Annotated in this window: 24 protein-coding genes; 4 read left to right on the forward strand and 20 right to left on the reverse strand. The window is 65.1% G+C overall.

Annotated features, from left to right (window positions below; genetic code table 11):
* Both AC5Y21_RS07120 and AC5Y21_RS07125 read left to right on the forward strand, forming a co-directional pair.
* Entirely contained in the window at nt 1-1116 is a 1116-nt protein-coding gene (locus tag AC5Y21_RS07120; RefSeq protein WP_499910945.1) for a phosphodiester glycosidase family protein, read from the forward strand.
* Nucleotides 1117-1129: 13 nt separating this feature from the next.
* Entirely contained in the window at nt 1130-1501 is a 372-nt protein-coding gene (locus tag AC5Y21_RS07125; RefSeq protein WP_499910746.1) for a VOC family protein, read from the forward strand.
* Between the two features lie 30 nt (nt 1502-1531).
* On the opposite strand, the gene AC5Y21_RS07130 is transcribed toward AC5Y21_RS07125, so the two are convergent.
* The 13 genes from AC5Y21_RS07130 to fadD5 form a co-directional block, all read right to left on the reverse strand.
* On the reverse strand, nt 1532-2413 hold the full coding sequence (locus AC5Y21_RS07130) for a mammalian cell entry protein (RefSeq protein WP_499910747.1): 882 nt from the start codon (nt 2411-2413) through the stop codon (nt 1532-1534).
* Complete coding sequence (locus AC5Y21_RS07135) at nt 2380-2940, reverse strand: Rv1363c family protein (protein ID WP_499910748.1); 561 nt, start codon at nt 2938-2940, stop codon at nt 2380-2382. Before AC5Y21_RS07135 ends, AC5Y21_RS07130 begins: the two co-directional genes overlap by 34 nt.
* Entirely contained in the window at nt 2937-3956 is a 1020-nt protein-coding gene (locus AC5Y21_RS07140) for an RDD family protein (RefSeq protein WP_499910750.1), read from the reverse strand. Before AC5Y21_RS07140 ends, AC5Y21_RS07135 begins: the two co-directional genes overlap by 4 nt.
* Nucleotides 3953-4618 carry an Rv1363c family protein gene (locus AC5Y21_RS07145; protein WP_499910751.1) on the reverse strand — a complete coding sequence of 222 codons (666 nt, stop codon included), beginning with the start codon at nt 4616-4618 and terminating at the stop codon, nt 3953-3955. The genes AC5Y21_RS07140 and AC5Y21_RS07145 overlap by 4 nt, the downstream gene beginning before the upstream one ends.
* On the reverse strand, nt 4588-6186 hold the full coding sequence (locus tag AC5Y21_RS07150) for a virulence factor Mce family protein (protein WP_499910752.1): 1599 nt from the start codon (nt 6184-6186) through the stop codon (nt 4588-4590). Before AC5Y21_RS07150 ends, AC5Y21_RS07145 begins: the two co-directional genes overlap by 31 nt.
* The gene (locus AC5Y21_RS07155) at nt 6180-7355 is read right to left on the reverse strand and encodes a virulence factor Mce family protein (RefSeq protein ID WP_499910754.1); all 1176 of its coding nucleotides are present in this window, start codon (nt 7353-7355) and stop codon (nt 6180-6182) included. Before AC5Y21_RS07155 ends, AC5Y21_RS07150 begins: the two co-directional genes overlap by 7 nt.
* Nucleotides 7352-8962 carry a virulence factor Mce family protein gene (locus AC5Y21_RS07160; protein ID WP_499910755.1) on the reverse strand — a complete coding sequence of 537 codons (1611 nt, stop codon included), beginning with the start codon at nt 8960-8962 and terminating at the stop codon, nt 7352-7354. The genes AC5Y21_RS07155 and AC5Y21_RS07160 overlap by 4 nt, the downstream gene beginning before the upstream one ends.
* Nucleotides 8959-10539, reverse strand: a complete 1581-nt coding sequence (locus AC5Y21_RS07165) for a virulence factor Mce family protein (protein WP_499910757.1) — start codon at nt 10537-10539, stop codon at nt 8959-8961. The genes AC5Y21_RS07160 and AC5Y21_RS07165 overlap by 4 nt, the downstream gene beginning before the upstream one ends.
* Nucleotides 10536-11579 (reverse strand): virulence factor Mce family protein, encoded by a 1044-nt coding sequence (locus AC5Y21_RS07170; protein WP_499910758.1) that lies wholly within the window; start codon nt 11577-11579, stop codon nt 10536-10538. The genes AC5Y21_RS07165 and AC5Y21_RS07170 overlap by 4 nt, the downstream gene beginning before the upstream one ends.
* On the reverse strand, nt 11576-12895 hold the full coding sequence (locus AC5Y21_RS07175) for an MCE family protein (protein ID WP_499910760.1): 1320 nt from the start codon (nt 12893-12895) through the stop codon (nt 11576-11578). Before AC5Y21_RS07175 ends, AC5Y21_RS07170 begins: the two co-directional genes overlap by 4 nt.
* 4 nt (nt 12896-12899) lie before the next feature.
* Complete coding sequence (locus AC5Y21_RS07180; protein WP_499910761.1) at nt 12900-13769, reverse strand: MlaE family ABC transporter permease; 870 nt, start codon at nt 13767-13769, stop codon at nt 12900-12902.
* A 1-nt stretch (nt 13770) separates the two neighbouring features.
* Entirely contained in the window at nt 13771-14487 is a 717-nt protein-coding gene (locus AC5Y21_RS07185) for an MlaE family ABC transporter permease (RefSeq protein ID WP_499910947.1), read from the reverse strand.
* 376 nt (nt 14488-14863) lie between these two features.
* Complete coding sequence (fadD5, locus tag AC5Y21_RS07190) at nt 14864-16516, reverse strand: fatty-acid--CoA ligase FadD5 (protein WP_499910763.1); 1653 nt, start codon at nt 16514-16516, stop codon at nt 14864-14866.
* A 138-nt stretch (nt 16517-16654) separates the two neighbouring features.
* On the opposite strand from fadD5, the gene AC5Y21_RS07195 reads away from it, so the two are divergent.
* The gene (locus tag AC5Y21_RS07195) at nt 16655-17347 is read left to right on the forward strand and encodes a GntR family transcriptional regulator (protein WP_499910764.1); all 693 of its coding nucleotides are present in this window, start codon (nt 16655-16657) and stop codon (nt 17345-17347) included.
* 59 nt (nt 17348-17406) lie between these two features.
* Here AC5Y21_RS07195 and AC5Y21_RS07200 read toward each other — a convergent pair whose 3' ends face one another.
* Nucleotides 17407-17847, reverse strand: a complete 441-nt coding sequence (locus AC5Y21_RS07200; protein ID WP_499910766.1) for an SRPBCC family protein — start codon at nt 17845-17847, stop codon at nt 17407-17409.
* 54 nt (nt 17848-17901) lie between these two features.
* Nucleotides 17902-18396 carry an acyl-CoA thioesterase gene (locus AC5Y21_RS07205; RefSeq protein WP_499910768.1) on the reverse strand — a complete coding sequence of 165 codons (495 nt, stop codon included), beginning with the start codon at nt 18394-18396 and terminating at the stop codon, nt 17902-17904.
* Between the two features lie 14 nt (nt 18397-18410).
* Here AC5Y21_RS07205 and AC5Y21_RS07210 point away from each other — a divergent pair, with 14 nt between their 5' ends.
* Nucleotides 18411-19517 carry an alcohol dehydrogenase catalytic domain-containing protein gene (locus tag AC5Y21_RS07210; RefSeq protein WP_499910770.1) on the forward strand — a complete coding sequence of 369 codons (1107 nt, stop codon included), beginning with the start codon at nt 18411-18413 and terminating at the stop codon, nt 19515-19517.
* Nucleotides 19518-19565: 48 nt separating this feature from the next.
* Here the strand turns inward: AC5Y21_RS07210 and AC5Y21_RS07215 are convergent, their stop codons facing one another.
* From AC5Y21_RS07215 to AC5Y21_RS07235, 5 genes are read right to left on the reverse strand one after another with little or no spacing between them, the layout of a single operon-like run.
* On the reverse strand, nt 19566-20507 hold the full coding sequence (locus AC5Y21_RS07215; RefSeq protein WP_499910772.1) for an alpha/beta hydrolase: 942 nt from the start codon (nt 20505-20507) through the stop codon (nt 19566-19568).
* Nucleotides 20508-20541: 34 nt separating this feature from the next.
* Entirely contained in the window at nt 20542-21273 is a 732-nt protein-coding gene (locus AC5Y21_RS07220) for an SDR family NAD(P)-dependent oxidoreductase (protein WP_499910774.1), read from the reverse strand.
* 2 nt (nt 21274-21275) lie between these two features.
* Complete coding sequence (locus AC5Y21_RS07225; protein ID WP_499910775.1) at nt 21276-21668, reverse strand: nuclear transport factor 2 family protein; 393 nt, start codon at nt 21666-21668, stop codon at nt 21276-21278.
* Entirely contained in the window at nt 21665-22435 is a 771-nt protein-coding gene (locus tag AC5Y21_RS07230) for an HpcH/HpaI aldolase family protein (RefSeq protein ID WP_499910777.1), read from the reverse strand. The genes AC5Y21_RS07225 and AC5Y21_RS07230 overlap by 4 nt, the downstream gene beginning before the upstream one ends.
* Before the next feature lie 2 nt (nt 22436-22437).
* Nucleotides 22438-23406 (reverse strand): zinc-binding dehydrogenase, encoded by a 969-nt coding sequence (locus tag AC5Y21_RS07235; RefSeq protein ID WP_499910778.1) that lies wholly within the window; start codon nt 23404-23406, stop codon nt 22438-22440.
* Nucleotide 23407 lies beyond the last annotated feature (1 nt).

Here is a 23407-nt window from a genome sequence, read left to right on the forward strand (position 1 = left end):
GTGTCGAGACCGTCTCGGGCCGAAAGGGCTACCGTGCCGACCCCATCCGCCAGCTTGCGCCGGCTGGCTGCTTGCTGCGCCGCTGTGGCTGTGTGCGCGACGCTGGCCGTCACCAACGGCCGCCCCGTGGCACGTGCCGCTGACGGGCGGGAGATGCTCGAGAGCGCCATCGCCACCACCAAGGGTTCGTATCTGGTCTACAACTTCGGGGCCGGTCACCCCATGCCGATGCTCAACGGCGGTGGTGGCTGGTACGAGGGCAACAACGGCGGCCATCTGATGGTCATCAAGAGCGCGTCGCAACGGCTGCAGCCGCATCTGTTGGTAGACACCCACCAGGGGGACCAGGCGCGCTGCGAGAACAACCCGGGAGCGCGGACCGGCGAGGGGTTGTGGCAGGCATCGGAGATCTACCCGCCGCTGCAGGCGTGGCAGCGGATGGGGCAACCGACCATCGCGATCAACGCAAACTTCTTCGACGTGCGTTCGCAGAAGGGCGGCACCTGGCGGTCGACCGGCTGCAGCTCACCGCTGGGCGCCTTCGTGGATAACACCCACGGCCAGGGCCGGGCCAACCAGGCGGTGACCGGAACCGTCGCCTACCCCGGCAAGCAGGGGCTTTCCGGCGGGGGTGAGAGCTGGACCTCGCTGACGACGATGATCCTGCCCGCGGGCGGCGCGCCATATGTGTTGCGGCCCAACGGCACCCAAGACTATGACGTAGCAACTCCGGTGATCCAGGACCTGCTCAACAAGAACGAGCGGTTCGTGGCGGTCGCCGGGATCGGGCTACTGTCCCCCGGCAAAACGGGGCAACTTCACGACGGGGGTCCCAGCGCGGCGCGGACGGCGCTCGCCTACGTGAAGCAACGCGACGAGATGTACATATTCGAGGGCGGCAACTACACGCCCGACAACATCCAGGACCTCTTCCGCGGTCTGGGCAGCGATACGGCGATCCTGCTCGACGGTGGTGGGTCATCGGCCATCGTGCTGCGCCGCGACACCGGGGGCATGTGGGCCGGCGCGGGGTCGCCGAGGGGCTCTTGCGACACCCGGCAGGTGCTCTGCGATTCGCATGAGCGGGGCTTGCCCAGCTGGCTCGCATTCAACTAAAGGAGAACGCGGGGTGAGCATCGATGCGCCCGAGGGGTTCCACACGCTAACGCCTCGCATGGTCGTCCGCGACAGTGCGGCAGCCGTGGAGTTCCTTCGCACTGTCTTCGACGCTGCCGCCGAGGTCCATGCCGATCGCCCAGCCGAAGTACACATAGGTGACTCCCTGGTCATGGTCACATCGGCCGGCGAGCGCGAGCTATTCCCGGCATTCCTCTACGTTTACGTCGACGACGCCGACCGCGCCTATCAGCGGGCTATCGCAGCGGGCGCCACGAGCATCGAACCACCCCTCGACACCCCTTACGGCGACAGGCGAGCCATGGTGCGCGACCCGTGCGGAAACGTATTCCAGATCGCCCATCGCGGGGTTGAGCGATCGTGAACTAGCGTTGACCGGCCGAGCCTGGCTGCGCTACAGGTGAGGCGTCAGGTCCAGTGAGGTAACGGTCGTCATCCGGGTCACCAGCCAGCGGCTGCCATCACGCTTCATGATCAGCCGGTAGGAGAGGTACTTCAGCGTGGGAATGTTCTTGGTCAGCGGGCTGGTGGAAGTGGTGTTGGTGTACACAATTGCGATGGCGTTCGGGCCATCGAGCGATTCGACGGCCGCGCCGGTGACTTGAGTGCGGTTGCTGATCTTGGCCTGCTTGTTGGGCGCCACGATCGCGTCGACGAATTTGCGGTACTGGGCGGCGAAGTCGCCGCTGAGGTAGTTCGCCGCCCGATCGGCGAGGGTGTCCATGTTTTCCGGCGTGTAGGACCACAACGTCGTGATGGCGTTGGCCGCGGTGCGTGCCACGTTGAGTTTGGTTGCGGCGACGGCACGTTGGGCCAGGTATGGCTCCAGGGTCGCGCCCGCGAACGCGGCGGAACCGACGAACAGCAGACTGGCCGCAACGACGATGGCGATGGCCACGCGCTTACCGATCAGTGGTTTGGTTCGGGTACGACGTTCTTTCTTCGGCTTGTCTTTTTTGTCTTTGGCTTTTTTGTCTTTGGCTTTTTTGGGCCTGCGGTTCTTGGACTTCCCGTACTTGGACTTTGCCGGCGTCTTGTTGCCCTTGCCGTCGGCTTCCTCTTCGCCGTCTGCCTGTTCTGCTGCGTCAGCCTCGCTCTCCTCGGTGACGGCCTCGGCGGATTCTGTAGTGGCATCGGCGCTTTCGTCGGGTTCTGCAGAGTCCCCAGAATCCCCGCCGTCGGATTCGGCGAGGAACGCTTCGGGATCCTCGGTCACGTCAGTTCCCAACGCCGCGTCGACGGTCAGATCACCTGCAGCAGGTTGCTGATCTTCCACTGATTTCCTTCCTGCTTAGCGGTCGCCGTCCAGCGATTGGTGTTATGGAATACCTGTTTTTCATCAACGGACTTGGAGGTGACGTCGGTTGCCACCAACACGCTGACGCTGCCATCGTCGTTCCACCGTTCCACGCCGGCACCCAAAACGGTGCCGGTGGACGGTTCGGCTCGGGCGATCTGCAGGAGGGTTTCGTTGGCCGTCTCCTGGTAGTGCTTGGCGAAATCGCCTGTCGCTTGGGCCAATACCCGATCGACGTAGTCGTTCGCGTGATAGGGATCGATGCTCGTGAAGCCTGTCATGAACCATGTCACGTAGCCGAGCGCCTCGCGTTCCCTCAGCTCGGCGCGCCGATGAGATTCGTGAGAGATCAGCATCAGCGTGGATACCGTGATCGCCGCGACGGTCAGCAGCGCGGCGACCGCGGCAACGAGCGGGAACTCCCGCAGCCGCCGCGGCTCCGACGTCGTAGTCTGCGCGACGAGCAGCGGTGTCTCGTCGGGCCGAAACTTGCGGCGGGGACTCATCGTCGCTCCCCCGGCGGTTTCGGTTTGGTCAGGACGGTGAGGTCGTCGACACGCCAGCGGCCCTCCGAGAACGCAGAACGGATCGGCGCGAGCTGGGCGAGGAAACCGCCGCTTTTGACGAAGCCAACCCGAACGCCCGCGGTGATGTAGCGCTGCTCCTTGCCGTCGCCTCGCCGACCATGCAGGAACACCAGCATCGTCGCCCGATCAGGGCCGGCCGATTGGATCGCGCTGGCGGCCGGCCAGTACTCGTTGATGACCGGCTGACCCTTTCGCACCACGTCCTGCTGGTCGGCGAGCTGCGGCCGATATTTGGGGGTCGCCAGCGACAGGGCACGCTCGAAGTCGTCGTGTAACGATTTCGGGTCGTAGGTCAGCATCTGCGCGACGATCTTGGGTCCCTGAACCGCGATCTCTGCGCGCGTACGGTCGGTCGCCTGCTGCTCGGTGTACACCACCCCATAGCTGGTGGCGGCGCCTGCCAGACACACCGCCGCGGCGGTCAGCACCGTCCTCGTGGTCCACCGGCGGATGTTCTGCAGCCGGTAGTCCCGGTCCTTGTACCGCACTTCGGTGCCGACGAGCATGTCGGCGAATGTCCGCCGGCTTGAATCCCACACTGGCCACAGCCATCCCACCAGCAATGATGCGGTGTCCAGCAGATGAGCCAAGTCCCGCAGCAGCAGCGTCCATGCGCCGGGGGGCCTGCCGTCGCGACGGAGCACCGCGATGCCGCAGAAACCACGTCCCAAACTCCAACCGGTGACCGCAGGCAGCAACAGCCGGTTGACCAACATCAGCAGAAAGACGATGCCGGCGACGGAAATACACAAAAACCACCACGCCCCCCGCAGCGGCACTGTGAAAAAGACCAGCAGCATCGTGGTCACCACAGCCATCGCCGGCAGGACGTCGATCGCGAGCGCGCCCGCGCGAATATGCCAGGGCGCCAAGGCCTTCTCTGATGCCTTCTGGATGACAGCCGTGGTCTGAGTCTCCTCGACCAGCAATGTCACTTCGTCACCTGGTTGAGCCTGGAGATCTTGTACTGGCCCTCGACCGGTGACATTGTCACTCGCAGGCGGTAGCCGGTCTCCTGGTTCTGCGCCGCACTGTTGGACACCTTGACGCGCAGCGCGACGAGGATCTCCACCGAACCGTCGTCGTTGTGGCGCTCGATCGCTGCCCGCTCATCGGTCACCTGAACGTGCACGTTCGCCGCCTGATAGGCCTGCACGAGCATGCTGGTGTAGAGCAGGGCCTGGGAGCGGTACTCGTCGGTGCCGCAATCGATGATCTTCTGTTCGGCCTGGGTCATCGCGTTGGTGTCCGGAGCCTGCGTCGCGGCGATGCATACCTTCGCGGCCTCGAGTGCCTTGGCGCTGTTGCGCGCAACGACCTGGCTCTGGTGGTGCGAACGCAGCGCGAGGTACCCCCCGAAGCCGATGCCGCCGGAGGCCAGCAGAAGCGCCGCAGTGATGACGGCCAGCCACCCGCGCCTCAGCCGCGACGGTCCCCGCCCGACAGCCGCCAACGGTTCGTCGGCCGTGGCCTGGTCAGCCTCGGATTCCGGGGAATCCTTAGTCTCGATCACGGTGGTGATCTGATCAGCCTCGGATTCTGGTGAATCGTCCGCGTCGGTGGGGTTCAGCCGGCTGGCGCCAGCATCTCCTTCCATCCGTCGTCTCCTGTTTTGGTCGAGTTTTCGACGGAGTACTTCACACCGTCGGGCCCTACCAGTTCGCCGCTCTGAGGACTGTATACCGCCGAGGGAGGCCCGCTCGGAGTGTAGACACACGGGTTGGGCTGTTGTCCGTTGCATTGCACGGTACCCGACCCGGGCCGTTGTAGCGGGTCACTGACCGCGGGTGGCGTCAGACCGCCGGGTGGTAGCCGGTCAGCCGGCGCCGGGTTCATGCCGTTATTAATCGACGGCGCCGGGATGACCATGCCCGGCCGTACCGACTGATCGCAGCGGGCCGAGGGGGCGGGGCAGGTCAGCAGCTGGTTCGGGTCGCCGTACCAGGGGTTGGTGCCCAGCGGGACGTAGGGCTTGGGGTCCCGGCACTCGCGCGGGGTGGCGGCCCGCTTTCCGGGGACGTCGACACACGGAATGTTGCGGGAGCCGCGCACACTGTTGGCCGGAGTGTCCATCGGAATCTTGCAGTAAGTACCGCTCGGCAAGGGCACGACGTTGGTGTCGGCTGGTGAGCGCCATTCCGAAGCAGGGGTGAAGCCGGTGAGACAGGGGGGCGGTTGGTTGATCGACAACGCGAGGTCGAGTGCCGCGAAGCTGGGGAACGGCGCGGCCACGGTCTGGGCGATCGACGCACCCTGCGGCAGGAACACCAGCACCTGCTCGAGACCGTTGTGGTAGCGCTTGAGCATCTCGATTACGACCTCGAGGTTCGCCAGCGTCTGTGGCAGCGATTCCCTGACGTCGCTGAATACCGCGCTGACCTGATCCGCGGTCGGTGCCGCCTGCCTCAGGATGCTCCTGAGGTTCTGGTCTCGTTGGGCGGACTGCGCGGCCAGGCTGTTCAGGTTGCGCGCCCAGCGCTCGATCGCGTCCCCGGACTTGACCTGGCTGTCGATAACCGGTCCGGAGTGCTGGATGATGTCGTTGATGTCGGTGATCTGGGTCTTGAAGTCACCGACAACCGCCTGAGTCGAGTCGACCAGCCGTTGCAGGGCGGGACCCAACCCACCGACCGACTGCGCCGTCTCGTCCAGCAGCGAGGCGATCTTGTCCTTGGGCAGGACGGCTAGACCGCGGTTGGCGGTGTCCAGCGCCGGCCCGATCTCACTGGGCACGCTGTTCTCGCATTCCGGGCCGGTGCCGCAGATGGGGTTTTTGCGGTGCATGGTGTCGCCATCAGCGAAAAACTTGCCCTGGCCACTGCCTTTCGACACCAGGTCCAGATACTGCTCACCGACCGCTGAAACCGAATGCACGTTGGCCACCGCGTCACGCGGGATCTGGTAGTTGCTGTCGATGCTCATCGTCGCTTCGGCGCCACTCTCGGTGGGCTCCACCGAGGTGACCTTGCCGATCGTGATGCCGCGATAGGTCACGTTGGCCGTTGGGTACAGGCCGCCCGACGCCGGCAGCTCGGCCTTCAGGTTGTAGCGGCCGATACCCATCAGGCTGGGCACCTGCAAGTAGTAGATGCCCAACACGAGCAGTACGACCACCGTCATGATCCCGAACAGGATCAGCTGGCGTCTGATGAAGGGAGTTAGCATTGCCCTCTCTCCGCCCTTTCCACCAGCGGTCCGCCCGGTGCGTCGTTCGGGTTCGGCGTGTAGCGGACGTCGGGAATCATCGTCTCGGGATCACGCCCGAACGACTGCTCGAGCGCACGCAGGGCTCCGGACAACCCGGTACCGGTCAGGAACGCGTTGTCGATGGAGCTGTACGTCACGTCGATCGTGGCGTTGATGTTCAGGTAGTCGCCGCGGAAAATCTTCGGAACGGTGTCGATGTCGAACGGCTGAGTGAGGACCAACTTCAGCGCGCCGATCAGATACGGCGAGGCTTTGCCGAGTTCTCGCAGCGGGCATTGCAGCGCTTCCAAGTCGGTATGTAGGGGCCCCCGCGCCTCGCCAAGGTACTGGGCGGTGACGTTGCTCAGCTGTCCGACCGAATCGACAGCGTTGATCAGCAGTTGCTTGGTGTCGGCGAAGTGCTTGATCAGCGGCGGGATGTCGGTCAGTACTCGCTCCAAGACGTCGTTTCGACCGCCCACGTAAGCCAGCAATCGGTTGGTGGAGTCGATCGCGTGCGTGATGTCATCGCGCTGCTCGTTCAGCTGACGGGTGAAGGTGTCCAGTTTGCCCAGGAACGCGCGGATTTGATCGCCCCGCCCGTGCAGGATGTTGTAGACCTCGTTCTGCAGCACTTCCAGGTTCGGTATGCCGCCACCGCGCAAGACCAGCGAGAAGCTCGCCAGCGTTTGCTCAGTTGTCGGATAGGCCGACGAATTCTTCAGCGGGATGGTGTCGCCGTCCTTGAGCATTTCCGACGACGGGTTCGGCGGTGCGACCAGTTCGATGTGCTGAGAACCCAGCAAGCTGGTCTGGCCGATCTTCGCAAGCGTGTTCTTCGGCAGCTTGGCTGATTTGCTGACGCCCAGCGTCAGGGTGGCGATCCAGTTCTTCAGCTGGATGTCCTTGATCGAGCCGACGAAGACGTCGGCGACCATCACCTTGCTGTTGCCGTTGATCGCCAGCGTGTCGGGTACCTGTACATAGAGCGTGTAGGCCCCCGAGCCGCTGCCCGGACCTCCTGGAATGGTGACGTTGGAGATGCCCCGCCAACCGCAGGAGCTCAGCATCAGGGCGGCTGCCAGCAGTACCAGCACCTGCCACACCCGGTGGCGAACCACCCTCGTCACGCTCGTCACGATGTTCACTGGCCCGCTCCTGCCTCAGCGGGCAGCGGTGCGCCCACCGGTGCCGGAGCCGGTGCCGGACCCGGGGCAGGTGTCGGAGCAACAGGACCCGGTCGCACGTCCGGCCCCGGCGGCGGCGGCTGGATCGGCACCGGTGCGTTCAAGCCGATGGGCGGCAGCACGGGGTACTCGTCGTAGGCGTTCGGCGGTCCCGGTGGGGTCTGCAGCGTCGACTGGACGGGCGCGATGTTGGGACCGCCCATGAGTTCGGCCAGCGATTCCGGAGTCATCAGACCGGCCGTGATGGGCCCGACCATCGTTCCCTGCATCCCCGGGGCGACGATCCAGCCCGGTTGCGTGTTGCGGTGAGACAACGGCGTATCCGGCACCCAGATCCCCGGAACGGTGGTGTCCTTGTAGCCATTCGGTGGCTGCAGCCGCGGCTCGGAGTAGGCAACCTGCTTGGGCAGCGTCTCGGCGGTGCTGAACAAGTTCAACCCGAACGGGAAGTAGTTGAACTTGATCGCATCGAGGATCGGCGCGAGGTATTCCGCACAGAGTTCGGCCGACTCCTGATATCCCAGCCGGCTGCCGGCCTGGATCGAGCTGCAGATGAACTGCATGGGGTTCGCGAAGGTGATCGACGGGATGGCAACAACCGATCCGTGCGAAGGGTGATAGATCTGGTTGATGTTGGCTGCGGCCGTGGGCAGCACGTGCAGGGCCGTCTCCAGCCCGTTCAGCGGGTCGGGCTGCAGCAGCGTGTTCGTCACGGTTTCCAGGTTGTTGACGTCGTGGGTCAGCACCTCACGGTTCTTGTCGAAGAACGGCCGCACCGTGGAAAGCAGACTGTCTATCTGCGATATCGCGTTGGAGAGGTCCTGATCGGAGTGCGTGAGCCGGCTGGTGAAGGACGCCAGGTGCTGGTTCAACGCGACGAACTGCTGGTCGTCGGCATGCAGTGCGTTGACGAACAGCGCCAGGCTGCGCACCACCGCGAAGAAGTCACCGCGACCCTCGTTCAACGCGGTCAGGGCCTGCGAAAGGTTGTTCAGCGTCGCGTTGAACTGCTTGCCCTTGCCTGACAGCCCGTCGGCAAAGGATTCGATGACCTCACCGAACGGGCCGGTCGGCTGCTCTTTTGTCGGACCCAGTTTGGAGATGATGTTGGTGATGCTGTTGCGCAGCTCGTCCCACTCCGTCGGCACCTTGGTGCGCCTGATCACCGCGTGGTCGGCAAGCACCGGACCGCCTTTGTAGGCCGGCTCGAGCTGAATGCTCCGCGATGCCACCAGGGTGGGGTTGAGGATCACCGCCTCGGCATCCGCCGGGACCTTGTACTTGTTGTCGTAGTGGAAGACCACCTTCATCTGGTGCTTGTCGCGGTCCGGCTCGATGCTGTCGATGGCGCCGACCTGCAGGCCCATGATCTGGACCTTGTCCCCCTTGTAGAGCGCGTTCGTCTCAGGGAAGTAGGCGGTGACGGTGTTGGTCGTCAGCTTCTGGAAAACGATCCAGCCGGCGTAGGCGGCGACGAGCCCGAGAATCACCACCAGTGACCCGATGATCACCGATGCCCGCGACATCTGCGGCAACTTGATGTTGCGGATATCGAAGATGGTGCTCAATTCTGGTTACCTCCCGTCAAGCCGCTACCACCCGATCCACCCGGGTTGATGAACGGCGCCGGTAGTGATGGCCCGGGGCCCGGCGGCGCGGCCGGACCGGGCGGCAGGCCCGGAGCGAACGTCGACGGTGGTGCGACCACCTGCGGGTCGGTGCGCGAGAGCGGAGGTGCGCCAGGTATCGGCACAGGTGTGCCGGGAACGTTCGGAGGGGCCTGACCCGGGCGTCCGCTGCCCGTTACGCCGGGAGTGGGCGGCAGGCCGTCAGGGTTCGGCGGCGATGCCTGAACATCGAGCGGAACCGGGAATCCGCCCGGTACCGGGCCGTACGGGCCTTGCACGGCTCCCGCGCACGGCAGCGGATTCCACGGTCGCGGCAACCCCTCGTCCCCGACGGTGACGTTGCCACCGGGGTTCGCCGGGGTGTACGAGCAGGGCGACCCGGGCGGGACGGCCGGTCCCGGGTGATCCGGAGTGCCCTCCAGGAACGGCGGTGCCGGCGGCGGCGCACCGTTGGGGAACCGCGTGCCGTTGGGGTCGGGCCAGCGGAACTCGGGGAGGCCGGCGCTACGCCAGAAGTTCTCGGGGTCGAGGCCGCGCTTCTTGAACGCGGCATCGATGAAGGGCTGCACGATCTGACCAGGGAATAGGTTGTGGATGATGACTTTGAAGAACGGTCCCGATCCGATGGATTCGTTCAAGGACGGCAGGAACTTGCCCACCTCGGTAAGCCCCGTGGCCAGGTCGTCTTTTCGTTGCACCAGGATGTCGCTGACCGTGCGCAACTGTTCCAGTACGTGGTTTATGTTCGGGTTGTCGTTGATCAGCCCGGACAGCTGTGTCGAGAACGACGAGATGTTGCCCAGCAACGCGTCGATGGCGCGTCCGCGCTCGTCGAACGCGGCCAGCAGCGTCTCCGCATTCACCAATAGCCGGTCCACTTGCTGGCTGCGGTCGCCGAGGACGCTGGCCACCTGGTTGGCCTGGGCAAGGAGGTGCTTGATCTGCTCGTCACGCTTGCCGAACGTGTCGGAAAATTTGGCTACCCCGTCGAGCGCAGCGCTCAGGTGCGGGTAGGTCTGATCAATGGTCTGCGACAACACATGCAGCGACTCCTTGACCGAGTCGATGTCCCATTTGGTGGCTGCGTTGGTGACATCGAAGAACGCGTCGTAGATCTGGTAGGGAGTAGTGCTTTGCCCGAGCGGCAGCATCCCGTTCGGCTGCAGCGTCTTGTTTCCCCGCGCCTCGACCTCGAGGACTTTCTTGCCCAGGATGGTGTCGGTGCGGATCGCCAGCCGGCTCTCGGTGCCGATGGTGTTGGTGCCCATCGAGAACTTCATCACGATGTGGTCACCGTCGATCTTGAGTTCCTCGACTTTGCCGACTTCCATGCCGGCGATGCGCACTTTGTCGCCTTTGTTGAGGCCGCCGGTGTCGGTGAACTGCCCGTAGTAGCTGGGCCTGGCGAAAATCATGGGAACGCTGGTGAAGCTTTGGCCCACGCCGATGACCAGGATCGTCACCACGATGCCCATGAGCCCGATGTGAAGTCGGTTGGGAGGTTCGAGAGTTCTCATTGCGACGAGCACCTACCCGACGGCTGGTGGAAGAGGCGGACCGTGCGGACCGGTCCGCCGGCCTGCAGCCCGTTGATCTTGAGTGAGATGTCGCAGGCGTAGAAGTTCACGAAGTCGCCATACGAGCCGATGCCACGTCCGATCAAGTTGAGCGCGCTGGGTACCTTGTGGAGGTAGTCGTCGAGTTGCTGACGCTGATCGATCAGCGGCTGCTGAACCGCGTCGAGGTAGTTGATCGCCTTGTGCAACAGGGCGCGGTCCTCGGCCAGCAGGTCGGCGACCGTTCCAGCGGCATTGCTGATGTCTGCGGTCCCGGCGGCCAGCGGGTCGGCGTGGTTCTTCAGACCGGTGACCAGCACTTCGAGGTTGTTGACCGTCTGGTCGAATTCCTTGCGGTGCCGAACCGTGGTGTCCAGCACGGTGTTCAAGTTCTTGATCACTTCGCCGATTGCCTGGTCGCGCTCGGCGAGCTTGGAGGTCAGCTGCGCGGTGTTGTCGAGAATGTCGTTGATGGTTCCGCCCTGGCCCTGGAAGACGGTGATGAGGGTCTTGGCGAGCTCGTTGACCTTGACCGGGTCCAGCGCGCGGAACAGCGGCTTGAAACCACCGATCAGCGCGTCGAGGTCCAGCGCCGGCGATGTCCGCGACAGCGGAATCAAGCCGCCCGCCGCCATGCGCGTGTTCGAGCCTTCACTGCCGTCGTTGCGCTTGAGCTCCAGGTAGCGGTTACCGATCAGGTCGAGGTAGCGGATCTGGGCGGTCGTCGACTGATACAGCGGGATCGAGCGGTCGACGTCGAAATCCACCCGCACGCGCTTACCGCCGTCGACCAACGAGACCTCTTTGACCTTGCCGATCTCCACCCCTGAGGCGCGGACGAATTGGCCTGCCCGCAACCCGCTGATATTGCTGAACTCCGCGGAGTAACCCGTGGTGCGGTCGAAACGGATCTGGCCGAACACGATGAAAATCATCACAGTGAAGAGCAGCAGCACCACTGAGAAGATGCCGATTCGGACGACGGTACCGGTGATTTTCATGGGTTGATCGTGTTATCCCCTACCTGACGGCCCCACACGTACTCGATCGCATAGGGCGAACCGGTGTCCAAGTGGTTGTACGGCGCAAGGCTGTTACCTGCGTCCATCACCAGGGTGGGCGCGGGCCACAGATCGTGGGTGATGTGCTGCCAGCAGCCCGGCGCACCGCCTGGCCCACCACGAGCGTTGACGCGCGGCAGATTCTCCGGATAGCTATAGGGATTGGGCGCGCCGCCGACCACTCCGGCCAACCCCCCGAACAGCGAGGCGATGGTCGCCACCGCAGCGACGGGGTTCAGGAAGAGTCCCAACCCGGACAACAGCTGGCTGTGGGCGTTCAGGGAGTAGCCGTTGCCGCCGAGGAACTGGGCGGCCTTGGGTTCAATGTCGTGGTAGTTACGCACCGCGCAGAACAGCTCCGGGCTGTAGGTGTCCAGCAGCTGCGCGGTGGGCACCAGATCGGCGGCGCCACGCGCCAGATACGGTCCACCCCGCCCGATGACGTCGGCGCCGGTGTTGCCGAACCCGGCTGCCGACAACAGCGCTTGGTCCAGGTCCTTCTGCTGGGCGTTGATGGTGCGCGACGTGATCACCGCATTGTTGAGGAAGTCGAACAAATCCGGCGAGGCGTTGGCGTAGACGTCGCCCAGCGCCGCCAGCCCTTGAATGTCGCGGCGGGCCTGCGGCATCTGGGGATTGACGTCGTCGAGGATCGCGCTGGCGTTGACGATCGACTGGCCGAACTTGTCACCCAACCCGGTCAGCGCTTGCGCGGCCGCGCTCAGCGTCAGGTTCAGCTTGACCGGATCCAGCTTTTCCGCAATCGAGGTGATGGTCTGGAACAGCGTGTTGATCTCGGTCGTCACCGACTTGGCTTTGATCGTGTCTTTCTTGGGATCAAACTTGCCCTTCGAGATGTCATTTCCGTTGTCGTCCTTGGGCGTTGTCAACGACACGTACTTGCCGCCGAAGACCGTGGTGGCCTTGATGTCGGCGACCACGTTGCGCGGCATCAGCTGGATATAGCGCGGGTAGACATCCAGGGTGAATTTGGCCGCCGGCTGGTCGCCGATCTTGATCGCCTGGATCTTGTCGACCCGTCCGATCTCCACTCCGTTGAAGGTGACTTTCGAGCCCGGGTCCATCACCAGGCCGGCCCGTGACGACTCCATCGTCACCTTCGTCTTGGGTGTGAAACTCCCCCGGAATTGCCCGAACACCAAGACGAGGGCCACGGCCCCGATTACCAGCAACCCGATGCCCGCCGTCTTATACGGCGGGTTGCGCGGCTTGTTGATCTTTCCAGGTGTCGTCATGGCGCTACACCGTTAGAGCGAAGTTGGGGTTGACGCCGTATAACGCCAACGCGGCGGACAGGACTACCACTTGCACGGACACCAGCGAAAGACGCATCGAGCGGCCCACGGCCTCACCCACCCCGACCGGGCCGCCACCGGCGTTGTACCCGTAGTAGCAGTGGGTCACCATCACGACCGCCGCGATGATGATGGTTTCCAGGAACGACCAGAACACGTCATCGGGACGCAGGAAGGTCCGGAAGTAGTGGTCGTAGGTTCCGTTGGACTGTCCGTACAGGACCGTCGTGACAATCCGCGGCGACAGGAACGACATGATCATCGCCAGCGCGTACAACGGAATGATCACCACCAGCCCGGCCACGATCCGGGTGGACGCCAAGAACGAGATCGACTTGATGCCCATCACTTCCAGGGCGTCGATCTCCTCGCTGATCCGCATGGCCCCCAACTCGGCCGTGGCGCCGGCGCCGACCGTGGCCGCCAGCGCGATGCCGGTGACCACCGGACCGGCGATGCGCACGTTGATCAGCGCGGAGAAGAACCCGGTGAACGCTTCGACGCCGATGTTGCCCAGCGATGCGAAACCCTGAATGGCGACCAGCGAGCTACCGGACAACGTCACGAAACCGACGATTGCGGCGGTGCCGCCGACGACGGCCATCGCGCCGGTGCCCATACCGATCTGCGCGATCAGCCGCAGCGTCTCCTTGCGGTAGAAGTGCAGCGCGTGCGGAATCTGCCCCAGGCTGACCAGAGTGAACCAGGCGATCTGGCCGACCTCGTCCAGTCCGCGGTTGAAGGCGCCGCCGTAGCGCTTGACGTTTTCAACTGCCCGCGGGAAGCGGGACCGTACCACCGTGCCTGTCGACATGTCAGTGCCCCGTCCCGAACCGCACACCGATCGTGGTGAGGATGACATTGACCGCGTACAGGGCGACTACGCACAGCACCACGGTCTCGTTGACGGCGGTGCCCAGGCCTTTGGACCCGCCGCGGACGGTCAGGCCGCGGTAGCAGCCCACCAGGCCGGCGATCAGTCCGAACGTCGCGGCCTTGACCGTGGCGATGACCACCTCCGGCATGCCGGTAATGGTGGTCAGCGTGGCGAGGTAGGCGCCGCCCGACACGTTCTGCAGGTAAACCCCGAAGAGGTAGCCGCCCACCAAACCGACCGTGATCACCAGACCGTTGAGCAGTGTGGCGACCAGGGTCGCGGCGATCACGCGGGGGACCACCAGCCGGTGGATGGGGTCAATGCCAAGCACCTCCATGGCGTCGATCTCTTCACGGATGGTGCGGGCGCCCAAGTCGGCGCAGATGGCGGTGGAGCCGGCCCCCGCTACTACGAGCACTGTCGTCAAGGGGCCCAGCTGGGTGACCGCGCCGATCGCTGCGCCCGCGCCGGAGAGGTCGGCGGCACCGAATTGGGCGAGCAGAACGTTGAGCGTGAAGATCAGCAGCACGGTCAACGGGATCGAGACCATGATGGTCGGCAGGAAAGCCACCCGCATGATGAACCAGCACTGCTCGAGCAGCTCTCGCCACTGAAACGGCAGGCGGAACAGCGCTTTTCCGGTCAGGACGCACATCCGGAAGAAGCCACCGATCAGGGTCAGCGGTGTCTCTAGCTGGTCACGGGCCCACCCGATCGCGCTCGGCCGCCCCGACGTCGTCGTCACAGGTGCCCCCTCACGCCGGCGCACCTCGCGTTTCGCGGCGCCGCGGCGGATCCTGTCGCACGCCTCCTCCTTGCCCGACCCCTCGTCGATGGTGGCGACCCGCTGCGCCCGGCCTTGCCGCGCTGGCGATCGTCACTCCGTGTGTGACCATCGGCTCCCTACCCGCTGGTAGTAACGGAGACCACAGGAATGTACCCGATGGCACTTCACGTGTGAATGGGATCCGCACAATTAACCCTTCGTCAACAGCAGGCAAACGTTACAGAATGTTTCGGCCACCCTTTCTTTACGTCGAATCTCTTGGTGCAGAAGAACTTTCAGGCTCCTCCCGGGCTCCGTAGCGCACCCGTAGTTCAGTCTTGAGCACCTTTCCGGCAGGGTTGCGAGGCAGCCCGTCAACGATCTCGAGCGCCTTCGGGTGCTTGTAGCGCGCGAGCCGTTCGGTCAGGAACTCACCAAGGTCTTCGAGCCGAAGGCCCTTCTGCGTTACAGCCGCCACCGCGATCGGCACCTCACCCCACTTCTCGTGAGCGCGGCCGATGACGGCAACTTCGACAATGCCGGGATGGCTCGCAAGGACGTTTTCGACCTCAGCGCAGTAGATGTTCTCGCCGCCGGAGATGATCATGTCCTTCTTGCGGTCCACCACCCAGACGTAGCCGTCCTCGTCCATCCGGACGAGGTCTCCGGAATGGAACCAACCACCTGCGAACGCTTCGGCCGTCGCCTCCGGGTTGTTCCAGTAGCCGCTCATCATTGTCGGTGCCCGGTAGACGATTTCACCTACCTCGCCGACGGGAACGTCGTTCATGTTCTCGTCGACCACACGGGCAGCGACCGTCGGGATCACCTTCCCGACCGATCCCCGCTTACGGATGGCGTCTTCGCCCAGCAGCATGCAGGTGACCGGCGACATCTCGGTCTGACCGAACGCGGCCAGAATCTGGGTGCCGGGGAAGATCGCCGACATCTCGCGCAGCAAAGCGTCCGGCGCCGGAGCGGCCCCCCACGACATCACCCGCAATTTCAGGTCCCGGGGCCGTGCCTTCTGCTCGGCGCAGACCGCCTGCCACTGCGCGGGAACCAGGAAGATGCCGGTGACCTTTTCTGCCGCCAGCACGTCGAGCAGCGGCCCCGGCTCGAACGCGCCGAGCGGATAGATCACCGTGGGAACGCCGAGCAGCATCCCAGTCAGCATGTTGCCGACTCCGGCGATGTGGAACAACGGGACACCGATGAAACCGACGTCGCTGTTGAGGTCCACACCGCTTGTGTAAAGCACGGTCGTGGTCTGCCCGGCCAGGTTCGTGTGGGTGAGCACGGCGCCCTTCGGGCGGCCGGTGGTGCCCGAGGTGTACATGATCAGCGCCGGCGAGTCGTTCGGGATGTCGACCGGTTGGTGTGCGTCACCGGTCTCGTTGATCAGGTCTTTCTCGTTGATCAGGTCTTCGTAGCCCAACGCTGCGTCGTCGGGCGAGGCACCGGCGACGACGATCATGTTCAGCAGCGGCTGGATGTCTCGAACCGCGGTCGCCACCGGAGCCAGCACGGCTTCGGTGATCATCACCCGCGCTTCGCAATCCTCGACCAGGAAGGCGATTTCGGCCGGGGTGAGTCGGAAGTTCAGCGGGACCGCGATGGCCCCGAGCATGTTGGCGGCCAGCACGCCTTCCATGAATTCGGTGCGGTTGAGCATCAGGATCATCACCCGATCGCCGAAGCCGACCCCGCGCCGGCTCAGCGCATCGGCCAGTGCCGCGACCCGCTGCCGCAATTGCCCCCACGTCAACGTGTGGCCCAGGAACCTCAGCGCCGTTGCGTTCGGCTGCATCATGGCGTGCCGCTCGAGCTGGTTGACCCAGTTCTGCCGACGGGCCAGGTAGGGCTGCTCTTGGGCGTGCTGGTGGTCGGTCAGGTGGCTGGCCAGTTGCGCGGTCACCCGATTCCTCCCCTTCACTCAAGCACCGCTTGCGCCGGGTTGATATTTGATAAAACTTGGTGTTGTCTGGGTCACACTAGTGGCGTTGGTACCCCGAAGACAAGACCCGATTACACCCTGAAAGTCCTGGCAGCCGACGTGAACGCACCCCTATCAGCGCGGCCGCGTAACCGGCGGCCGCTGCGTCGCGCACAGTTGTCCGACGAGGTGGCGGGCCATTTGAGGGCAGCGATCATGTCCGGAAAGCTGCGTCCGGGCACATATATCCGACTCGATGAGACCGCGGCCGAACTCGGAGTGAGCATCACGCCGGTGCGCGAAGCGCTGCTGAAACTGCGCGGCGAGGGCATGGTGCAGCTGGAGCCGCACCGCGGTCACGTCGTCGTGCCGTTGACCCCGCAGGACCTCGACGACATCTTCTGGTTGCAGTCCACCATCGCCCGGGAACTGGCCGCGGCGGCCACCGACCACATCACCGACCTCGAGATCGACGAGCTTGACCGCATGAACAATGCGCTGGCAGGGGCGGTCGACTCGGGCGACGCCGACACGATCGCGGCGATGGAGTTCTCGTTTCATCGTGTCTTCAACCACGCCAGCCGCCGAATCAAGTTGGCCTGGTTTCTGCTGAATGCCGCGCGCTACATGCCGGTACTGGTATATGCGTCCGATCCGCAATGGGGTGCGGCGGCGGTCGACAACCACCGGCAGTTGATCGCGGCCCTGCGGCGGCGCGACACCGCCGCGGTCATCGAGCACACCGTTTGGCAATTCACGGATGGTGCGCGCCGGCTGAAGGAAACCCTGGAACGCGAGGGAATCTTCCGCTAGCCGCCTGTGGCGATCGCGAGCGCGGCGCAGCCGGGCGAAGCGGGTCGCCACCATCAGATCTAACTGGCCGCTAGCTGCTCGGCGCGCTTCCTGAGGTTTTCGGCAAGGGCGTCGAGCACGTTGTTGAGGAGCATCTTCACCATCTGTGCGGGCACCGGCATGCTGGGCTCGACGTCCAGGTCCACCGTCAGCAAGCACTTGTCCCCGACCTGGACGACGCTAAACAGTTGCTCCTGCTTGCTGAACAGGTCGCCCTGCTGCATCACGGTTTGAATCTGGTTGACCGCGGGGTAGTAGACGGCCTGGATATAGGTACCGGCAATGCCTTGAATGTCAGTATCCAGCCGCAGTTGACTGGGACGCCCGTCGTCGTAGCGGGCGAGCACCCAAGCGCCTTTGACCCCTTCGTTCCACTGCGGGTATGCCTCGAAGTCGGCCACGATGGCCATGATCGACTCGGCGTCGGCGTCGACCTCGGTGGTCTTGCTCAGAACGGGCATTTGCGAAGCATAAAGCGTGGTGCGCGACACTATCTTCCGCACCGACGTTTTGCGCTACTGCGGTACGCAGGCCGGCTCCAACAGGGATCGAATGACGTCGGGAATCGGGACCGCTTTGCGGGTGACCCGATCGACGTAAACGTGCACCCAATGGCCGAGCGCGGTGATCGGCTGGGCCTCATCGGTGACCTGTTCGACCCGCGCGTTGCGGAAGACACCGAGCCGATAGGTGACACTGCTGCGTCCTAGCCGGGTCACCGCGAGTCCGATTACGAGGCCTTCCGGGAAATGCTGCTCGGAGAAGTAGCGACAGCCGGATTCGGCGACGATGCCCAGCGCGGGCGTGCTGAGCGGGTCAAGCCCGGTACTCGTGTTGATCCACGCGTTGATCGCGGTGTCGAACAGCTGGTAGTAGACGGCATTGTTGAGGTGACCGAACATGTCATTGTCGGCCCACCGGGTTCCGACCGGCCACAGCACCGGGAAGTCTTTGCTGGTCAGCTTGTCCGGAGTGGGTGACACCGACGGAACCCCCGGCTGCGTAGTCATGGTTGTATTCCAACATGTTTCACATTCGGGGCGCGGTACTGGAGCGGGTGGGCTCGGCCCGGCCCTACGCCGAATCCCGGCCGATCAGCATCGCCGATCTCGAGCTCGACGATCCGGGCAGCGATGAGGTGCTGGTCCGCATCGAGGCCGCGGGCGTTTGCCACTCCGATCTGTCGGTGGTGGACGGCAACCGGGTGCGGCCGGTGCCGATGCTGCTCGGCCATGAAGCGGCCGGAATCGTCGAAGCGGTCGGTCCCGGCGTCACCGACATCGCGGTCGGTGAGCGGGTCGTGCTGGTGTTCTTACCGCGTTGCGGCCATTGTGCGGCCTGTGCGACCGAGGGTCTGACGCCATGCGAACCGGGCAGCGCCGCCAATACCGCCGGAACACTGCTGGGGGGCGGGATCCGGCTCGCCCGGGCGGGCCAGCAGGTGCACCACCATCTGGGCGTCTCGGCGTTTGCGACCTACGCGGTGGTCAACCGGGCCAGTGCGGTCGCGGTGCCCCCCGAGGTGCCGCCCGAGGTCGCGGCCCTGCTCGGTTGCGCGGTGCTGACCGGCGGTGGCGCCGTGCTCAACGTCGGCAATCCCCGCCCCGGTCAGACGGTGGCCGTCGTCGGCCTTGGCGGTGTCGGAATGGCGGCAGTCCTCACCGCCCTGACCTACGACGACGTTCGCGTTGTCGCCGTCGACCAATTGCCCGAAAAGCTTTCGGCGGCAAGGCGTTTAGGAGCACACGAGACCTACACGCCCCAGCAGGCCGCCGACGCGGGCGTCAAGGCCACCGTGGTAGTCGAGGCTGTCGGCCATCCCGCCGCGCTGGAGTCCGCGATCGGGCTCACCGCCCCGGGCGGTCGCACCGTCACCGTGGGGCTGCCGCCGCCGGCTGCCCGAATCAGCGTGTCGCCGTTGGGCTTTGTCGCCGAGGGCCGATCGCTGATAGGTAGCTACCTGGGCTCGGCGGTGCCCAGCCGCGACATCCCCCGATTCGTCGCGTTGTGGCAGGCGGGCCGGCTGCCGGTGGAGGCACTGGTGTCGTCGACGATTCGGCTGGACGACATCAACGAGGCGATGGATCACCTGGCCGACGGCACCGCGGTACGCCAGCTGATCACTTTCTAACGGCGAGCAGACGCAGAATCGCCCAATTGGACTGCAAATTGGGCGATTCTATGTCTGCTCGCGCGGGGGTAGGTCGCGCTGGAACGCTCTGGCAAGCGCGTCTCCCTGTAGCGCGAAAAGCTGTTGGGAGACCGACCAGTCGGGCAGCAGCGAATCGAATCCGTGGCAGACGCCGGGAAATACGTGGAGTTCGGTGGAAACTCCGCAGCGCAGCAGCCGCAGCGCATATTCGACCGCTTCGTCGCGAAAAGGGTCGATCTCGGCACAGGTGATCAAAGCCGGTGGTAAACCACGCAATTCACCTGCCCTGGCAGGTACCGCAGTCGGCGACGGGCGCTGTCCAGCCAGATAATGGCGCCACATCAGATCGGCCGCCTCGCCATCGAAGGCCGGCGTCGCCCGAAATTCCGCCCTGGATGCGGTCGGGCGGTCATCGAGCACCGGTTGGTGCAGCAGCTGGAATATTAGCGGCGGCGACGAGCCTGCAGCTGCCCGCTGCGCCAGGCATGCGGCCAGGGTCGCACCGGCGCTACTGCCCGCGACGGCCAGCCGCGCGGCGTCGAAACCCAGTTGCGCCGCCGTGGCGGCAGTCCATTCCAGCACCGCGACAGCGTCGTCAAGTGCGCCCGGGTACGGGTGCTCCGGTGCCAGCCGATAGTCGACCGACACCACCGAGCAGCGGGCCCGGTGCGCGAGCTCCAGGCACTGCCGGTGGTCGGTCTCGAGATCGCCCAAGGCGAATCCGCCTGCGTGGCAATAGACGACGACGGGTGACGGCGCAGTTCCGCCTCGATAGATTCGCACCGGCACCGAACCTGCGGCCCGCAGTTCTTCGATGGTCACCCCGATGTCCTGTCGGGCGGCGGCGAGGCGGCGCTCATTCATCGACTCCCGGATCAGCGGGATCGCTTCGGCGGTAAAGACGGTCCGGGTGACGGCGACCGCGCGCAGCACCGGAGCGAGCCGATCGACGGCGTCCAATTCGGTCATGGGGCTTCCGGTCCGGCGCCGATGCCGCCCACACTCAGCGGATCTGCAGGCATTGTCCGCCGTCGACGACGAGTTCTGAGCCGGTGATGAAGGAGGCTTGCTCGGAAACCAGAAACGCAACAGCGTCGGCAATTTCGGTGGGACGGCCGAGCCGGCCGAACGTCGAGGTCTGCACCAGCCGCTGCTGGGTCGCATCGTCGAGCATTGGGGTCGCGATCGGCCCGGGGAACACCGCGTTGACGCGGATACCGAACGGAGCCAGTTCGGCTGCCGCGGTCTGAGTCAGGCCGCGCAGCGCCCATTTCGACGATCCATAGGCGCAGTGCTGCGGAAAGGGGCGAATCGCGCCCGTGCTGCAAATGTTAACGATGGCAGCGTTTTCCACCTCGCGCAGTCGATCAAGGGCCGCATGCATGCCGAGGAATGCGCCCAGACAGTTGACGCGCCAGGCGTTTTCGAAGTCCGCGGCTGTTTCGTCGGCCAATGAGGCGCGGTGCAGCACGCCCGCATTGTTGACCAGCGTGGTCAGCGACCCGAATCGGTCCGCAACCGTTTCGACGGCCGCGTCCCACTGTTGGGACGAGGTCACGTCAAGTCCAATTCCGATCGCCTCGTCGTCGCCCAGCTCGTCGACCGCGGCGGCGATCCGGTCGGACTGTAGGTCGCAGGCTGCCACGCAATAGCCTTGTGCACGTAGTCTTTCGGTGATGGCCCAGCCCTGGCCGCCGGCTGCTCCGGTCACCAGTGCCACACGTCGACCGGTCATCGTCACGGACCCTCCGGGCTGTCCGACAGGCCGTCGCCGGTGATGAACCGGCATCGTCTGCGCCGGAACCACCACTGATCACCGTCGCGCATCAACTCGTCGTCGTACAGGGCCGGTCGCAGGTGCAGGTCGCCGGCCCTGACGAACAACACTTGCGATCGGGCCGTCGCGGTGTCGCCGTCCACGTCGATCCGCGAGACTCCGGTCAGATGCAGCCCGCGCGGCGCTGCGCGGAACATGTCGCCGATGCCGTCGTGTCCGGCGAAAGCGCGCCCGTAGACCAGAAATTCGGCGTCGTCAGTGAACAGTTCTACGCACTGGTCGATGTCACCGGCGTCAAGGGCGAGGGCGTAGCGGGCGATCAGCTCGCGGATCGCAGTCTGGTCGTCGTTCATGGCGCCGTCGCCTCGCGCAGATAGTCCGCCGCGCCGCGCCGCAGCGCTTGCGATTCGGCGGCAAGCGTGACCATGCGAAATCCCAGCTGCCCCATGGCGTTACCCGCCTTGCCCTCTCCCGCGTGGACACCGGCGACCAGACCGGCCGCTGTGGCGGTGCGATGGATGCGCACGATCGTGTCCAGCACTTCCGGCTTGGTGGTCGCCCCGACGGCGTCGAATCCCATCGAGATGGCCAGATCGGCGGGTCCGACATAGATTCCGGCCAGGCCCTCGACGCCGCAGATTCGATCGAGGTCGGACAGCGCCGCCGCCGTTTCGATCATTGCGAAGACGCTCACCCGGGACGCCAGAGCAGCGGCGTCGTGGCCGAGGCTGGCGCGCAACAGGCCGAAGCTGCGGTTGCCCAGCGGCGGATAGCGGGTGGCGGCCACCGCCGCGGCCGCCTGCTCCGCCGATTCAATCATGGCGATGACGACGGCGTCGGCACCGGCGTCCAGTACGCGCCCGATCGGAGCCGGGGCGGCGTCGGGGAGGCGAACCATGGTGCCGATGGGCAGATGTTCGATGTGCCGGAGTATCCGCGCGATGTCGGCGTCGTCGAGGTATCCATGTTGGGCGTCGAAACCCACGTAGTCGTAACCGGCGCGGGCGAATTCCTCGGGACCGATCAACGTCGGGCCGGTGATCCATCCACCCCACAGTGTGGATTTCTGGCTCAGCGCCCGCTGCAGGTTGCTCCGGAAAGGCGCGGACTTGTCAGCCATGCTCAGTCCGCGATCGCGATCTTGACGCGCTCGGGGTCCGGCCGACTGGCCAGATCGAATGCGGCCTGCACGTCGTCAACGGCGAACGTGTGCGTCAGATATGCACCCAAAAGCGCGGGATGCTCGGCGGCGAATTTCCCGGCGAGCTCCAGCACCCGCCGCCTGTCAAGCGTCACACCGGATTTCAGCGTCAGGTTGTTGCGCAGCATGGTGCGCATACTAATCGGGTAGGAGTCGTCGTCGGCAACGCCGAAGTAGAAGACGGTGCCGCCGGGCGCGGCCGCGGCGATGGCGTGGCTCAGCGTAGCCACCTGGTGGCCGACGGCCTCGATGACGATGTCCGCGCGGTCGGCGGCCGCCAGCTGGCTCACCCAGCGATCGCTGCTGGCACGCACCACGTCGTCGACTCCGAATGTGCTGGAAAGCTTTTCGCGGTCGAGGGGATCGACCCCGGTGACACGCCTGGCCCCGGCGGCTTTGGCGACGTAGGAGAACAGCAGCCCGATCGAGCCCTGACCGATGATCGCGACGCGACGCCCGGCCAGGTCCGGCAATTGCTCACAGGCGTACAGGACGCACGCCAGCGGTTGCAGCCCGACCGCCTGCGCCGCAGTCAGCGATGGTTCGTAGGGTGCCAGCCCGTCGCCGTCAGTGACCACGCGCTCCATCAGGCCGTCGAATCCCGAGGCCCAGCCCACCACGCGGTCGCCTGGCCGGTGTTCAGGATGGCGGCTGGCGATCACCTCACCGGCCACTTCGTGCACCGGGAAACCATCCTTTTCCGCTGCGCTGCGGCCGTCGTCTCCCGGCAGCCGGCCGCGGGCACCGCGGAACGCGGGCAGGTCGCTTCCGCACACGCCGGCGGCAACGAATCGCAGCAGCACTTGACCGTCGGCCAGGGAGCCGGGGGTCTTGTCGGCGATCTGCGTCCGCTCGAACAAATAGGGCGCGACGATCCGGTAGGACCACATG

The sequence above is a fragment of the Mycobacterium sp. NGS41 genome, assembly GCF_059812725.1.